Source organism: Mesorhizobium sp. M7A.F.Ca.US.005.03.1.1, from assembly GCF_003997975.1.
GTDB classification, from domain to species: Bacteria; Pseudomonadota; Alphaproteobacteria; order Rhizobiales; family Rhizobiaceae; genus Mesorhizobium; species Mesorhizobium ciceri.
Genome location: NZ_RZRO01000003.1, coordinates 104989 through 120170, shown reverse-complemented (window position 1 = coordinate 120170; position 15182 = coordinate 104989). Strand labels below are relative to the sequence as shown.

Here is a 15182-nt window from a genome sequence, read left to right as displayed (position 1 = left end):
AATACTGTATTGCGGGAGTTGCCGGGTTCCGTCTTCTGAGCGCAATCGATCGTCATTTTCGCCCTGAACGCGAGAATTCAGCTCCCATGACCCGCGCAACATAAGCTATCGCGCCGTGCTTTTTGATTGTTGCGGAGTCGCAGCTATCGCAGCAAGCGGTGTGGTGGGTTCTCGGCGCACGTGTTCCAAAAACCCATTCAAGGATCCGCTCTGCAAGGCTCAGTTTGTGCCGTGCCTCGCTATCGCCGAAATAGTTGCGGATCGACTTACGAAGACAAGAAGTCGAGCGGAGCATCCCGGCCACTTGATCGATGTTCCGGGTCCGCTGCTCCAGCATGACCGCTTTTTGGTGCTCATCCCCCGGTGCATTCGAGACAGTCATCTCGGCCATGAATTTGAGGCGTCCCGTATCACCTCGACCTTTACCGTCGTGGAACATGACCGAGACCGACGGCTTCCCATCTCTTCCAGCGCGGCCAAACTCCTGCAACAGGTCTTCAACAGATGCTGATTGTTGCCAGTGCACCACCAGCCGCACGTTAGGAACGTCGAGGCCCATGCCAAAGGCGTTGGTGCAGACAATCTGATCGACCACTGGGCGGCTCTGCCCCAAGAAGCGCTTCACGAGTTCCTGCCTCTCCCATGCAGTTCCCAGCTTGGAATGATAGAATGGGATGTCCAACCCCATCGCCGACAAAGCAGTCCGCAGTTCGTCACCCACTTTTACCGTAGGGACGAAAATCATTGCCTTCTGCCCCTTCAACTGGGGCAGCGCCAGCATGGATGCTATTTCCTGCGCCCGTTGTTCAGATCGGCAATGCCGTCGCAACATCGCGATGTTTGGCCTATCCACATCGCGGACGAACACCTTTGCATCCGGGATGCCAAGCGAGGCGAGAATCCGGTCCTGCATTTCCTTTCCAGCAGTAGCTGTGAAAGCCAAGACTGGGGGAGCACCGAGCTTTTCCCGAACCTCGCGTAAGCGCCCGTACTCGGGGCGAAAGTCCTCACCCCAGCGGTCAACGCAATGGGCCTCGTCTATGATCAAAAAGGACGGTTCGCTCCGCTTAAGCTGGTTGCGCTCGGCGTCGCTACGAACAAAAAACCGCTCCGGCGCAACATAGAGGAGCTTTATGGCCTTGAGGCCAAGCAGAGAAAAGCGGGTCTCCTTCTCTTCGCGGCTGAGATCACTGTTGATGAACGTTGCCGGTATTTTCTTGGCTAGAAGGTCGGACACCTGTTCGGACATCAGCGCCTTCAAGGGAGAAACAACAAGGGCGACGCCACGCCTAAGCACCGCGGGAAGCTGAAAACATAGGGTTTTGCCGGAACCTGTGGGACTGACGACTAACACGGATTTTCCCGAAAGCGCCGCCAATATGATCGGCAACTGACCGTGACGAAATCGCTGCAGCCCAAACAGGCGTAGAGCAGGTCCGAAGTTACCTGTGGCTTCGGTCACCACTCCTTCGCGGTCCACCCATCTCGCGAGCCTCACGGCCCATCTCTCAATCGCCCGTCTTGCCAGACCACCAGCCAAGTTTGGGTGATGGCGCGCGTGACATCCGTCGCAGAGCGTGACCAAGTTCGACATCTCGTCGGTTCCGCCCATCGAGCGAGGGAGCAAATGGTGAACGTCGGCATCCGCCGACTTGAGCCTGATGCCGCAGGACACACAGCAATAGCCGTCACGGTGCAAAACCTGCTGCCGGATCATGGACCAGCTACTGGATGGCACGTTCAGATCAAAATTCCCCGATTGTAATTAGCAGGTGGCAGGGTAGTTCCCTCGAAAGCATCGCAAGTCTACGCGGAATAGTGAGAGGTCTCAGTTAAAACCGGGTGTAGGAAACTCTTGACAGGTTTAGTGACCGGAGGCATTGCCGTTCCGTAAGGGGATTTGGGCAGCATGATGAAACTGATTTCAGCGTTATTGGCCGCCATTTTCCTCGCGGTCCCACCGGCAGCGGCAACCCAAATTCGGCGACTATCCCACAAAAATGTATCTCAAAGGGAAGTCAGCCCTGCCAAAATTTGCGGGCTCCGCTGCCCAATTCAAGACGAGGATTCGGAACGGTATGAAGTCCGGCCCGAACTACGGCGGCCACTTTACAATGATCGAAATTGGCTGTGGCACGTCGTGCATTTTCGCGTTTCTGATCGATGGCCGTGATGGCAGGGTGGTCGATTTTCCACTCGGCGGCGAGGACAACTATCAGCTTCAACTCCGCTACGGTATCGACAGCACTCTCCTGCAAGCGGATTGGATGGACACCAGCAATGACAAGTACGACACGTGCGTCCGGCGCTTCTACGATGTCGGGTCGGGAAACCTGACGAAGGTTTCTGAGACCACGTATACGATCAAACAGTTCGCGTTCTGCGGCCAATGAAAACGCTTGGTCCGCTTTGGGGCAGGTCTCTCGACCCTATACCGTCGAATGGTTTTGGGAAGGCAACGTGTTGAACGCCGTCGCGTGGTATCTCCGGGAGCGGTTGTTCGCATCGGCTTAGGGGCATCTATGGCCAAATCTATCACAACGGAAGGCCGCATTTTCGCTCGTCAGGTTGGGCGAGAGATAAAGCGACGCGAGTTAATCGGCGCCGTAGCAATTTCGAATGGTAACGAAAAGGAGTGGTGGCCAGCAGTGAAATGGTTGGCCGGTAGTCTAAATTTAGAGGGGTCTCCAGTTAAACGTGTGGCCTTGCTGCAAGCTGTAGGAGACCGCCTCAAGTCCATACCCGAAGCCGACAAGGGAGCTTTTGTCGACATCACCCTCTTTGCTGGCAAAAGAGCCTGCGAAATTATGTTTACCACGCTGCTAGCCGACGACCATCCAATGGAAGCACTCACCGGCCTAGAAACCGGCGTCACCATTCAGTGTCATTATCTCAAGATTGGGCGGTCCGGCACCGATGTCAGGCTTGGGGTCCTTGTCGCACACGCTTCCGCCCATGCCTTAGGTCGCCTTCGTGAACGCGCGCGTGATGACGTTGAGATCAAAGATGGTATCGGATTCCTAAGGGTGTGTGGGAAAGCTGGCCTATTCGCCGCCACCGAGACACGGCTACGGAAAGCCGAGATCAACATTGCCCTCAACGATGATCTGATTGCAACCGGGTCGACGAAAGTAGGAGGCCAAGGTGATCTCGCCAGTTCATTCTTTGATTGCCGTACCGTGCTTCCCCGCGATGCGTGTGATGGTGAGCAAATTGCACAAGCCACCGCTTTCGCTGAGGTCCTCAAAGGACGCGCTACTGCAAACGAAATTCCCTTTTTGGTTCGGCCCAATGATTTCGTGCTGGAGAAGCTCAAGCGTTTTGAGGACGGCAGCTGACTGCTGCTCAGAGTTCCGAGACTTGGCGCCGAACTGTTCCCAAAGTGGCTCCTCGCGCCATAGCAGCGTCCAAGTTGGATAAGAAACGGTCTCAGGCAACGGCCCGGATCAAGGCATGAAGCCGGTCAACGTCCTGCCGAACGATGGTCGAAATGGACCGAGCCGTAGTGCGCTCCAAAACTTCCCGACCGCCTAGTCCGGCGACGCATAGCTTGTCGATCTCCGCGCCGTGCATAAACCGGCAAACGGCAGCAGCTTCACCCGACCTATGCCAATCTTTCTTTTGTTGGTATTCCCCGGTGGGCCGCTTGTCGGAGCTTTTGATGGCGTAGACGCGGTATGTCTTGAGCGGGGCCTTCAGCATGTAGATGAGGCTCTGACGAAGGCCCTTCCAGCTACTACGAACACGGACATGCGCTGCCTCGCGATTTGGCAAGAGCGATCCGTACCGTTCATTCACTGAGTCCTTAAACGCCTCCATTTCATCACGGCTCGCGCCCCACACAATGGCGTGGATATGCCACGATACAACCTTCTCCCGTCCTGTTGGGGTATTGGCATACGGAGCTGCATCGACGATGCCGAAGTAGCAAAATCCCTTGAGCACCTTATCCGCCCACACTTGGAGAACCGACCAGTCGTATGTCTCTGCTTCGGCAGCGGTGGTTACGAAATCGATCGGCGATAGCGTCAGAAAGTAGGCTGGCCTTTCAGGCATTGGCTTAGTTGTGGCCTTCATGACGTTGCGGGCGGCACGGCAGAATTCGATTCTGGCCCGGCAATTTGTCGCTTTAAGCGACAGCGATGAACGATCTGCGAGGTTTTCCCTCATAGCTTCGTCCAAAGCGAACTCGCCCTCACGCCCTCGTTTGCCGAGCGCATATCTCTTCACTTTTTCGTCGAATTGTTGATGGGCGGATACGAAAGTCTTCCATTTCACGATGGGTTCGGAAGCCATGATGGATCTCATGATGGGGGGTGATGTCGAGTGCACATGGTGCGTCACAAGACGGGTTTGTGCACTCGACGATTGAGGTGGTGGTGGGGTACGGCGTTTTCAGTGTCTAATGGGCGTTGGCACGTTGGTGGGTGCTGTCACGTTTTTTGGTGCTACAACTGACCCCAGAGGCCCGACCCAGCGAAGATACGGGCCGCCCTTTTTAACGAGGCTGATCTCGAATTTGGAGGGATCGCCATCTGAACGCCGAACTGAGAGCGTAGCAAAAGACGAAAGCCCGATCTTGTTTATTTGTGCGAGATGCTCCTCGCTCGCCAAGATCTGGAGAGCCAAATATGGAGCGCTTCCGTCGACATGAGGTGTCACGCCAGCCGTGTGCTCTTTGGCGGTGGCTGGCTTTGACCTTGCGGCGGGTAACCGTGCTCGCCTAGCCCTGTAAGCCTTCTCGATGCCTCCTCGCTGCTTTAGCCAGTCGGGTATTTCGCTGTGTGGAATCTCGGCCTCCCACGCGTCAAGCAGCGCAAACTTCAGCTTTGAAGCCTTTTGTCGTCCGGTTCTGCTTCCAAGGCCGCAGACTATGCGAAGCACGTACTCCAGAGCCCTCTCGGGCTCATTGATTTTGGGTCGATCGGCGACATCGTTCCAATCGAGCCTATGACAGAAATCGCTCCAAGTGTCGGGATCTTTGCGCATGACCGACGCCAAATAATAGCCATCGGCGAGGTATTCGCGATAATGCTGGCGATACTGCGTTGCTAGAGTAGCGAGGCTGTTGCTTAGGGTGTCCAATGCGCCGTTGATGGCACCTTGGTTGTTCAGCAAGTCTTCGATTGGTGGGCACCTATCTTTTGATTCGAGCGCAACCGGTAGCTTCCGTTCTGGTGAATTTCCTTTGGCGCTCATTGCGCACCTCCGGCGTTCACGACCGTAAATTCCTTGGACAACGCGACAGCGTCCAAGATTGCACAAGCTAGATCGCAAGGCATTTTTCTACTCCGCAAAAAGCGGGATCGATGGAGATGGAAAAACAACGAATCCAGCAGCACCGACCCCAGATTGATCTGTGGTGATTTGGCCGAGCTGAACCGCAAAATCTGCGGCGAAGTCCGTGAGCTTCTTGGCTCTCCAAAGGAGAACTCGGCGCTCGGCCGATGGCTGCTGCCATTCGTCTAGTTGGGGAAATAGGCAGTCACTTGGTTATTCGCAAGGGTGGCTACAAGGTAAATTGCAATTGCTTGGTCCCGTCACACCGCCGACGGAATGCGCAAAGCTGCTGGAAGTGCCCACAAGGGGAGCGAACGCGCGTCAAACTACACCAGAAAGAAAATGGCTTATCACTGTGGCCGCGACGCTAAATTCTGATTTGCGTCAACAAGTGAATAGAAGGGTAGCTTGGCAAGCTGCTCGGCCATCGTTTTGAGTGTGACCTCGCCGTAAGTGTCGGCAACCGTCCGAGCTGCCTGACCTTGGATTGCGTCGAGGATGCGCGGAGGAATACCGGCTTCCATGCCAATTGTTTTGAAGCGGTGCCGCCAGCCGTGGTTCGGCGCCACATTTGGGTCTGGCACGAAGGTCCGCCCAAACTCGGCGAGCCGGTTCTTCAAGCCTCGCAGAGCCCCTCGGACGTTTTCAGACGAATCGACGTTCAAGAAGAGGTGGCCGCTTGTAGCCTCTTGTACAAAAGCAGGGAATCCAAGGTCTATCACCTGCTGATGGAGAGGTACCTCGCGGGCTTCATTAGTCTTAACTGTTCCGGCCTCAGGGGTGATGCGAATGACCCAGAAGTCGCCGCGCAGGGATACATCCTGCTTCCGCAACTGGGCCAATTCGCCTACGCGAGCTCCTGTGAATGCACACAACCATGGTACCCAACGCTTCGCCGCAAATGTCTTCGGATTTTCCTGCCCTCGCTGATGAGATAGCGCGCCAGAAAGGATCGTCTTCGCCTCTTCATCAGAAAAGCCCTTCGATCTATGGCGAGCAGGCTTTCCGACCTTCAAGGTCACACCGACAGCCGGGTTATGAGCGACAAGTCCGTTGGCGACCCCCCAGCCGAAGACGACTTTCAGAGCCGACAGATTGCTATCCTTAACCGTTTTGGCGGAAATCATCTTTCCAGTTTTCGGCGAGGGTGTGCTCAGTCGGTGATCTTTGAAGGCAATGACATCCTTAGCCGTGACCGTCGATGCGTCGTTGTGTTTCAAGAAACGAGCAAGATAGGCAAAGGCGTCTCTATAGCTTTCATAGGTGCTCGGTTTTCTGCCTGCTGCCTTGCTCTCCTTCCACCAACCGTCAACGAGGCCGGTCAACGTCGCTGCGTCGGAGTTCCCAGCCGTCGCCTTGTAGGACTGACCGTCTGCTGCCTGAGTATTTGCCGAACGAGGAAGGCGCCCGGGCTGCTCTCCTAGCTCAAACTCCCCGCGTTCGAGCCTTTGTAGCGTCAAGCTAGCTCGCTGCAGAGCAGCCCCAACAGCTCGTGCTGTCTTGTGAATGCTCCAAGGATCATCGCTGTAGCCATTGTCAGCTAGGATGGCCTCAGCCCTGCTAATGCATCTGGCCCTCATCGATTTCCAAAAGACATTCTCAATTGGCATTGTCCCCGGGATGGGATCAGCGATGCCTTCCACTCCAGCGACTGGATCAGTTGATGGCAACGGATACTTTTCCCACATGCCCTCGTACAGGTCGGTGTGCCAGTGGAGCTGTTCACTCGGATTGTCGTAGAATTTCGCAAGCCACTCATCGTGCACCGCCGTGGCAAGAAGATGCGCCTCACGGTCCGTAATGAGGCGCGGTGTGAGGGAATCTGCACCAGCAGGGGCAGGACCACCCCAGCTGCTTCCATTGACCGAGCCGTTTCCTAGCCGAAGCTGCGCCCACTCACGTTCGTACTCCGCAAGGACTTCCGCGAATTTTCGCTTTGCCTCTTCGGGGTCCTTCGTTCCGAGCGTCTTGTTGACTTCTCGGCGGCCGGTCAACAAGGCGATATCGGCTGGCATCCGCTTTCGGAACCAGTAAACGCCGGTCTTACGATGTTTTGTTGGACGGCTCATAGCTAGGACCATGTGTAACACCTGTGTGTAGCACTCGGGTAGCCCTAAGCAGTTAGTTTTGCTGGTTTTTCAGCTGTGTCAACACCTTGCGAGGGTGATGGTGCCCAGAGGCGGATTCGAACCACCGACACGCGGATTTTCAGTCCGCTGCTCTACCAACTGAGCTATCTGGGCCTGTTCCGGCAAACGAAAACTCGCAGGCCGGAATTCATCGAGGCGCCGTGGGCGCCCCTTGAAAGCGCGTGGGTTATAGCACGGGAATTCGGCCTGTCCAGCGCCTAGGTGGCAATTTCAGGCAGGAAAAGCGATGCCGTGCGGCGCCCCGGTTTCCATGCCGCTTGCGGGCCGGAATGGCGCACGGCATGGCACTATCCGGCCTTCGCCATTCTTGTCCGTGCCGCTATTGCAGGCTGAAACGCCGTGACATGTCTTTTAGCCGGCGGTCGAGGTGCAGCAATGCTCGCGGCACTGGGCGCCCGCAAGTCGCCATCGCCTATCTGGCGCCGGTCACGCCGCGGCGAAAATCGGAAGGCGACATGCCGGCGAGCTTGCGGAACGACTTGTTGAAGGCGCTGAGCGAGCCGAAACCCGAATCCATGGCGACGCGCAGCACATTGGCGTCCTGATGCATCAAAAGCGCCTGCGCATAGCTCAGCCGCAACAGGTTCACATACTCGTTGAGCGTCATGCCGGTGGATTTCTTGAACAGGCTCATGGCGTATTTGGGATGGATGTCGGCGGCCGCGGCGATGTTCACGCAATCGATGTCATAGAGGAAGTTTTCGGCGATGAAATCGCACATGCGTCCGACATTCCGCGACGATTGCTGGTCAAAGGGGCTGCCTGTTTCCTGGTCGGTCGGAGTTGCGGATACCAGCCGATAGGGCTCGAACCGCACTCGCTCCAGCCGCAGCAGCAATTCGTTGACGGCATGTTCGGCCTTGGCCTGGTCGCCGGACCGGGCGTAGCGGTTCCAGCGCTCGAAATTATGGTTGTCGGACTGGTCGGTGGCTGATGTCACCAGTGTTGCGCCCGTCATCAGCCGGTGCCTTATGTCCGTGGGCAGGTGCAGCCGGAAGAAATGCACCAGCGGCAGATGCGCTCCGGCATAGATGGCGTCGTCGGACAAATCGTCCATCTGGTGCGGCAGGCCACCCCAGAACAGGCACATCTCGCCGGCCGAAAGCGAAATCTCGTGGTCGTTCATGCGGTAATGCACGCTGCCGCGCACGATGAAATTAACCTCGACCTGGGCGTGCCAATGCGGCTTGAGCATCACCAACGGATTGGTGTGAAACATCTGCAGGAGCAGCGGCAGGCCTTCCACGCTGCTGGCCCCAGGCTGGTAGAACGGCCGTTCAGGCATCTTACTTTCCGCCAATTTCATATTCCCTTTGACGGCGACAGGCCTTGCCCGGTGCATAGTCTAGCCACGCTCACAGTGAGAGAGCAAATGAAATGGGAGGATTTCAATGCGCATCACAATGACCTGCGCCGCGCTCGCGCTTGCCCTGGGCTCAGCCCCGGCCTTCGCGCAATCCGGCGAAATCACCATCTGGAGCTGGAATGTCGCGGCTTCATCGCTGAAAGCGACCATTGCCGGCTTCAACAAGCAATTTCCCGACGTCAAGGTCACGGTCCAGGATCTCGGCAACCAGCCGACTTACGACAAGTCGATCGCCGGCTGCGCCGCCGGCGGCGTCGGGCTGCCTGATGTCGTCACCATCGAGAACGGCGAGGCCGAGAATTACTGGAGCCAGTTCCCCGACTGCTTCGTCGACCTGCATACGCTCGGTTACACAGCCGACGACCAGAAAAAATTCCCCGATTTCAAGCGCACCGAGTTGGAAGTGGGCGATAAGGCCTACGCGATGCCGTGGGATTCCGGCCCGGTGGCCGCCTTTTATCGCCGCGACTTCTACGAAAAGGCCGGCGTCGATCCGGCTTCGATCAAGACCTGGGACGATTTCATCGCCGCCGGCAAGAAAATCCAGGCCGCCAATCCTGGCGTCTCGATGACCAATGCCGATTTCAACGGCGACTCGGAATTGTTCCGCATGATCTCCAACGAACAGGGCTGCGCCTATTTCTCCGAGGACGGACAGTCGATCACGGTCAACCAGCCCAAATGCATCGATGCCATGACCAAGGTCAAGGAGATGAAGGACGCCGGCATCATCTCGTCGGCCGACTGGGGCACCAAGATCACCAACAACACCGCCGGCACCGTCGCCACCCAGATCTATGGCGGCTGGTATGAGGGCACCATTCGCACCGAATCTGCCGGCGAAAACGGCAAATGGGGCGTCTATCTGATGCCGAGCCTCACCGCCGACGGGCCGCGCGCCGCCAATCTCGGCGGGTCCTCGCTGGCCATCACCTCGGCTTCCAAGAACAAGGAGGCTGCCTACGCCTATCTGAAATACACGCTCGGAACCAATGAAGGCCAGATCACGATGCTGAAGGAGTTCGGCCTGGTACCGTCCCTGGTCTCGGCGCTCGACGATCCCTATGTCGCGCAAGTCCTGTCTTACTGGGGCGGCCAGGCGGTATGGAAGGACATTCTCGGCACCTTGCCGAAGGTTGTTCCGAGCCGCGGCACGCAGTTCCAGAGCGACGCCGAAATCATCGTCCGCGCCGTGCAGACCAAGTATCTGGCCGGCGGCTATCCTGACGCCAAGGCGGCGCTCGACGATGCCGCAAGCCAGATCGCGGCGGCGACCGGACTGCCCGTCAAATCTTGATTGCCGCTTCTCCTTCTCCCCTTGTGGGAGAAGGTGGATCGGCGCGATAGCGCCGAGACGGATGACGGGTGCTCCAGCGGAGTGAGACGTTGGCATTCCCTGGAACACCCCCTCATCCGTCGCCTTCGGCGACACCTTCTCCCACAAGGGGAGAAGGGAAGACCCAGGCGACGGCGTGAAACAACAAGCGGTAGAAGGAGGAGCAAGATGCGCAATCGTAACGCCACGGCCTATCGCTTCCTCACGCCCTATCTGCTGATCTTCGCGATCTTCTGGGTGTGGCCGATCATCAGCTCCTTCATGATCTCCTTCCAGGCGACGCGCACCGTGCCGTGGCGGTTCGCGCCGAGCTTCAACTGGGGCCGGTTGATCGGCGATCCGGCCTTCTTCAACGCCCTGAAGAACACGCTGCTCATCCTGGTCATCCAGGTGCCGGTGATGATCTCGCTGGCGCTCGTCATGGCGGTGCTTTTGAACTCGCCGCTCTTGAAGGCGCGTGGCCTCTACCGCTTCGCCTTCTTCGCCCCGGTCGTGGTCGGCGAGGTTGCCTATTCGGCGGTGTTCCGGCTGATGTTCAACCTCGATTTCGGCATCATCAACAAGCTCCTGAACAGCGTCGGCCTGCCCAAGATCGACTGGTTCTCCAACGTCACGCCGGCGATGGCGCTGATCATGATCGCGGTGACCTGGCGCTGGGCCGGTTACAACGCCATCATCCTGCTCGCCGGCATGCAGTCCATTCCCGAAGACGTCTACGAGGCGGCGACGCTCGACCGCGTCAGCAAGCTCAAGCAGTTCTTCTATATCACCCTGCCGCTGCTGAAGCCGGTCATCGTGTTCTGTCTCGTGCTGTCGATCATCGGCACCATGCAGCTGTTCACCGAGCCCTTCCTGATCACCGAGCGCGGCGGGCCGGGCGGCGGCACGGAGACGCTTGGCCTGCTGCTTTACCGCCAGGGCTTTCGGTCGCTCAACTTCGGCTACGCCTCGGCCGTCGCCTACACCATGGCCGGGCTGGCGATCGCCATCACGCTGGCGCAGCTGTGGCTGACGAGGGAACCGAAATGAGTTCGCGCTCCTCCGCCAGGCTGGGACGCAGCATCGCTCTGCATCTGTTCCTGACGCCGCTGGCGCTGATCTGGCTGTTTCCGCTGTGGATGATGGTGGTGTTCTCGACCATGCCCGACAACGGCATCTTCAGCCCCGGCATCGAGCTTTTGCCGCACGGCAATTTCATCGACAATTTCAACAATCTGCAGCGTGACACGAACTTCGTCGGCGCCATCGGCATTTCGGTCTCGGTGGCGGTGACCTACACCATCCTGTCGGTGCTGCTGACGTCGATGGCCGGCTGGGCGCTGGCCCGCTACCAGTTCTTCGGCAAGGGCGCGGTTGTCGCCATCATACTGGGCACCATAACGCTGCCCTATGCGGTCGTGCTGATCCCGCAGTTCATCATGGTGGCGCGCGACTTCAAGCTCGCCAACACCTGGGTGGCGCTGATCGTTCCGCCGCTGTTCAATTCGCTCGGCGTGCTGTTCATGCGGCAGAGTTTTTCGATGATGCCGGACGACCTCTTCGATGCGGCGCGCGTCGAGGGCGTGAAGGAGTGGCGCATCTTCCTCTTTGTCGCGCTGCCTTTGGCGCGGCCGATGCTGGCCGCACTCGCCATCATCCTGTTCCTCGCCTCCTGGAACAATTATCTGTGGCCGCTTTTGATCAACAGCCAGCCCGGTTCGATGACGGCGCCGGTGGCGCTCGGCACGCTGATCGGCCTCACCAAGGTGTCATGGGGCGGCATCATGGCGGGCGCTGTAATGCTGACGGTGCCGATGCTGGTCGTCTTCGTGCTGCTGCAGCGCCATTTCATCGCCGGCATTGCCGCCGGCGCGGTCAAGTAAGGGGCAGCATGGCAACGGTCACGCTCACCAATGTCGTCAAGCGCTTCGGCGTCTTCGAGGTCGTCCATGGCGCCAGCATGGACATCAAGGACGGCGAGTTCGTCGTCTTCGTCGGCCCCTCCGGCTGCGGAAAATCGACGCTGCTCAGGATGATCGCCGGGCTCGAGGACATCAGCGGCGGCGAGATCGCCATCGGCGGCAAGGTGGTCAATGATGTCGAGGCGGCCGACCGCGGCATCGCCATGGTGTTCCAGTCCTACGCGCTGTATCCGCATATGAGCGTCGAACAGAACCTCTCTTTCGGCCTGCGCATGACCGGCAATCCAAAAGCCGACACCGAACGGCGGGTGAAGCGGGCGGCCGAGATCCTGCGCATCAGCGACCTGATGGACAGACGCCCGCAAAAACTCTCAGGCGGTCAGCGCCAGCGCGTCGCCATCGGCCGCGCCATCGTGCGCGAACCGCAGGTGTTCCTGTTCGATGAGCCGCTCTCCAATCTCGACGCCGAATTGCGCGTCCAGATGCGCGTCGAGATCTCCCGGCTCCATAAGGAACTGGGCACGACAATGATCTATGTCACCCACGACCAGACCGAGGCGATGACGCTCGCCGACAGGATCGTCGTGATGCGCGCCGGCCATATCGAGCAGATCGGCCGGCCACTCGATCTCTACGACAACCCCGACAATCAGTTCGTCGCCGGCTTTGTCGGCTCGCCGAAGATGAATTTCATCAAAGGCCGGGTTGTCGGGCACGATGCACCTGGCGTCGTGGTCGAACTGGCGGGCCAGGAGAAGACCCGCATCACGCAACCGCTGACTGGCACTGCGCCCGAAATCGGCGGCCCAAAAATCGGCAGCAAGGTCATTGTCGGTGTGCGGCCTGAACATTTCGGCAATGCCGGAGAAGGCGACGCCGACCTTGTGGTTGCCATCGACGTGATCGAGCACCTGGGCGGCACAAGTTTCCTCTATGCCAGAACGGCCAACGGGGACGACGTGGTGATCCAGCGCGACGCGGCAAAGGTCCCTGACACGTCCGCGATCACCGTTTCCATCCGCAAATCCTACCTGTTCGACGAAAAAGGACTGCGGCTGCGCTGACCGCCAGCCCTTTCCAGCCTTCAAGGAGAATGACAATGACCGCAACCACGCCCATTCGCTGGGGCATTCTCGGCCCGGGCAGCATCGCCCAGTCCTTTGCCGGTGGCGTGGCCGCTTCGGACACCGGCAAGCTGGTCGCCATCGGCGCACGCAATCCCGCCAAGCCGGGGCTTGCCGAGCGTTTTCCCGGTGCCCGTATCCTCGACGGCTACGACGCGCTGCTCGCCGACCCCGACATCGACGCCGTCTACATTTCGATACCGCATCCAGGCCATGCGCAATGGGCGATCAAGGCGGCCGAGGCCGGAAAGCATGTGCTGTGCGAAAAGCCGCTGGCGCTGACCGCCTTCGAGGCCGACGCCATGATGCATGCCGCGCGCAAGGCCGGCACATTCCTCGGCGAAGCCTTCATGTACCGGTTGCACCCGCAGACCAAGAAGCTGGTGGAGCTGATCAGGTCCGGCGTCATAGGCGAGATCAGGATGATCAAGTCGAGCTTCGGTTTCGCCATGCCGGGCTTCATGCCGCAGCACCGGCTCTATGCCAACGATCTCGCCGGCGGCGGTATTCTCGATGTCGGCGGCTATCCCGTCTCGATGGTCCGGCTGATTGCCGGTGCGGCCGTCGGAAAGCCCTTCAGCGAGCCAGACAAGGTGGTCGGCACCGCCCATCTGGGCCAGTCCGGCGTCGACGAATGGGCCTCCGCGCTGCTGCATTTCCCCGGTGGCATTGTCGCTGAAGTCTCCTGCAGCATCTCGCTCAGCCAGGACAATGTCCTGCGCATCCTGGGCACTAAGGGCCGCATCGAAGTGCCGGACTTCTGGTTCGCCGGCGGCAACCGCGATGTCGGTCTCGGCCGGATAGACGTCATCGCCTCCGATGGTACGCGCCAGACCATCAGCGTCGACGAGAAGCGCCATGTCTATTCCTTCGAGGTCGACGCAGCCGGCGAGGCGATCCTCGCCGGCGGCCAAGAATTCGCCTGGCCGGGCATGGCGTGGGCGGAAAGCCTCGGCACCTTGCGTGTGCTGGACAAATGGCGGGCGGCAGCCGGCCTCGAATACGGGATCGAGAAGGCCGAGCAACGCACCAACACCATCTCCGGCCGGCCGCTGCTGTCCGGCGGCACGGCGGTCGCCAAGCGCACCATTCCTGGCCTGTCGAAGCCGGCATCGGTGGTGGCGCTCGGCTTCGAGGATTTCCGTACGTTTTCCTCAGGTTCGATCCTGCTCGATGCCTTTTTCGAGGCCGGCGGCAATCTCTTCGATACCGGCTATGTCTATGGCGGCGGCTATACCGAGAAGCTGCTTGGCGAATGGTTGAAAAACCGTGGCGTGCGCGCGCAATCGGTGGTCATCGCCAAGGGCGCCCACTCGCCGCTGTGCTATCCTGATGTGATCGGCAAGCAGCTCGACCAGACGCTCGAACGCCTGCAGACCGATCATGTCGATGTCTACTTCATGCACCGCGACAATCCGGATGTGCCGGTCGGCGAATTCGTCGATGCAATGGATCGCGAGGTCAAGGCCGGCCGCATCCGCGGCCCGTTCGGCGGTTCGAACTGGACGATGGAACGCATGGATGAGGCAATTGCCTACGCCGAACGCACCGGCAAGCAAAAGCCCGGTGCGCTGTCCAACAATTTCTCGCTGGCCGAAATGCTGGAGCCGATCTGGGCTGGCTGCGTCACGTCCTCCACGGATGCGTGGAAGGCCTGGCTGACATCCAGGAAGATGCCGAATTTCGCCTGGTCGAGCCAGGGGCGCGGCTTCTTCACCGATCGGGCGGGTCGCGACAAGCAAGACAATGAGGAGCTGGTGCGGGTCTGGTACTCCGAGCGGAATTTCGGCCGCCGCGACCGGGCGATCGAACTTGCCGCGAGACTGGGCAAGAGCCCAATCCATATTGCGCTGGCCTATGTGCTCGCTCAGCCCTTCCCCTCCATCCCGCTGATCGGGCCACGCACGTTGGATGAACTGGACGACAGCCTGCGCGCTCTCGACATCACGCTTTCGCAAGCCGATCTCGAATGGCTGGACGGCGGCAGCCTGCGCGCTGCCTAGTTGGCTGCCTGTTTAACCGTGG

12 protein-coding genes and 1 tRNA gene are annotated in these 15182 nt (G+C 59.1%); 7 read left to right on the top strand and 6 right to left on the bottom strand.

Annotated elements, in window-relative coordinates; translation table 11 throughout:
* Positions 1-52: 52 nt before the first annotated feature.
* Positions 53-1717: a RecQ family ATP-dependent DNA helicase gene (locus tag EN990_RS02520; protein WP_081714267.1), complete on the bottom strand. Its 1665-nt coding sequence runs from the start codon at positions 1715-1717 to the stop codon at positions 53-55.
* 361 nt (positions 1718-2078) lie between these two features.
* Here EN990_RS02520 and EN990_RS02515 point away from each other — a divergent pair, with 361 nt between their 5' ends.
* Entirely contained in the window at positions 2079-2393 is a 315-nt protein-coding gene (locus EN990_RS02515; protein WP_127218517.1) for a hypothetical protein, read from the top strand.
* Positions 2394-2522: 129 nt separating this feature from the next.
* A complete protein-coding gene (locus EN990_RS02510) occupies positions 2523-3338 on the top strand; it encodes a hypothetical protein (protein WP_024503089.1) in 816 nt (271 codons plus the stop codon).
* Positions 3339-3429: 91 nt separating this feature from the next.
* Here EN990_RS02510 and EN990_RS02505 read toward each other — a convergent pair whose 3' ends face one another.
* From EN990_RS02505 to EN990_RS02485, 5 genes are all read right to left on the bottom strand, one after another.
* The gene (locus tag EN990_RS02505) at positions 3430-4296 is read right to left on the bottom strand and encodes a hypothetical protein (protein WP_024503088.1); all 867 of its coding nucleotides are present in this window, start codon (positions 4294-4296) and stop codon (positions 3430-3432) included.
* 99 nt (positions 4297-4395) lie between these two features.
* Entirely contained in the window at positions 4396-5199 is an 804-nt protein-coding gene (locus EN990_RS02500; protein ID WP_024503087.1) for a hypothetical protein, read from the bottom strand.
* A gap of 431 nt (positions 5200-5630) precedes the next feature.
* Positions 5631-7349 carry a DUF6538 domain-containing protein gene (locus EN990_RS02495; protein WP_245465000.1) on the bottom strand — a complete coding sequence of 573 codons (1719 nt, stop codon included), beginning with the start codon at positions 7347-7349 and terminating at the stop codon, positions 5631-5633.
* Positions 7350-7447: 98 nt separating this feature from the next.
* Positions 7448-7523 (bottom strand) — tRNA-Phe (locus EN990_RS02490).
* Positions 7524-7842: 319 nt separating this feature from the next.
* Positions 7843-8736, bottom strand: a complete 894-nt coding sequence (locus EN990_RS02485) for a helix-turn-helix domain-containing protein (RefSeq protein WP_024504770.1) — start codon at positions 8734-8736, stop codon at positions 7843-7845.
* A gap of 85 nt (positions 8737-8821) precedes the next feature.
* Between EN990_RS02485 and EN990_RS02480 the strand changes: the two genes are divergently transcribed.
* The 5 genes from EN990_RS02480 (at position 8822) to EN990_RS02460 (ending at position 15160) form a co-directional block, all read left to right on the top strand.
* On the top strand, positions 8822-10093 hold the full coding sequence (locus EN990_RS02480) for an extracellular solute-binding protein (RefSeq protein ID WP_127368060.1): 1272 nt from the start codon (positions 8822-8824) through the stop codon (positions 10091-10093).
* 207 nt (positions 10094-10300) lie between these two features.
* Positions 10301-11161, top strand: coding sequence for a sugar ABC transporter permease (locus EN990_RS02475; RefSeq protein ID WP_013530184.1), 861 nt, complete (start codon positions 10301-10303; stop codon positions 11159-11161).
* Complete coding sequence (locus EN990_RS02470) at positions 11158-11994, top strand: carbohydrate ABC transporter permease (protein ID WP_013530185.1); 837 nt, start codon at positions 11158-11160, stop codon at positions 11992-11994. The genes EN990_RS02475 and EN990_RS02470 overlap by 4 nt, the downstream gene beginning before the upstream one ends.
* An 8-nt stretch (positions 11995-12002) precedes the next feature.
* Entirely contained in the window at positions 12003-13097 is a 1095-nt protein-coding gene (gene ugpC, locus EN990_RS02465) for a sn-glycerol-3-phosphate ABC transporter ATP-binding protein UgpC (protein WP_127388238.1), read from the top strand.
* Positions 13098-13132: 35 nt separating this feature from the next.
* Positions 13133-15160 (top strand): aldo/keto reductase, encoded by a 2028-nt coding sequence (locus tag EN990_RS02460; RefSeq protein WP_127369704.1) that lies wholly within the window; start codon positions 13133-13135, stop codon positions 15158-15160.
* Positions 15161-15182 lie beyond the last annotated feature (22 nt).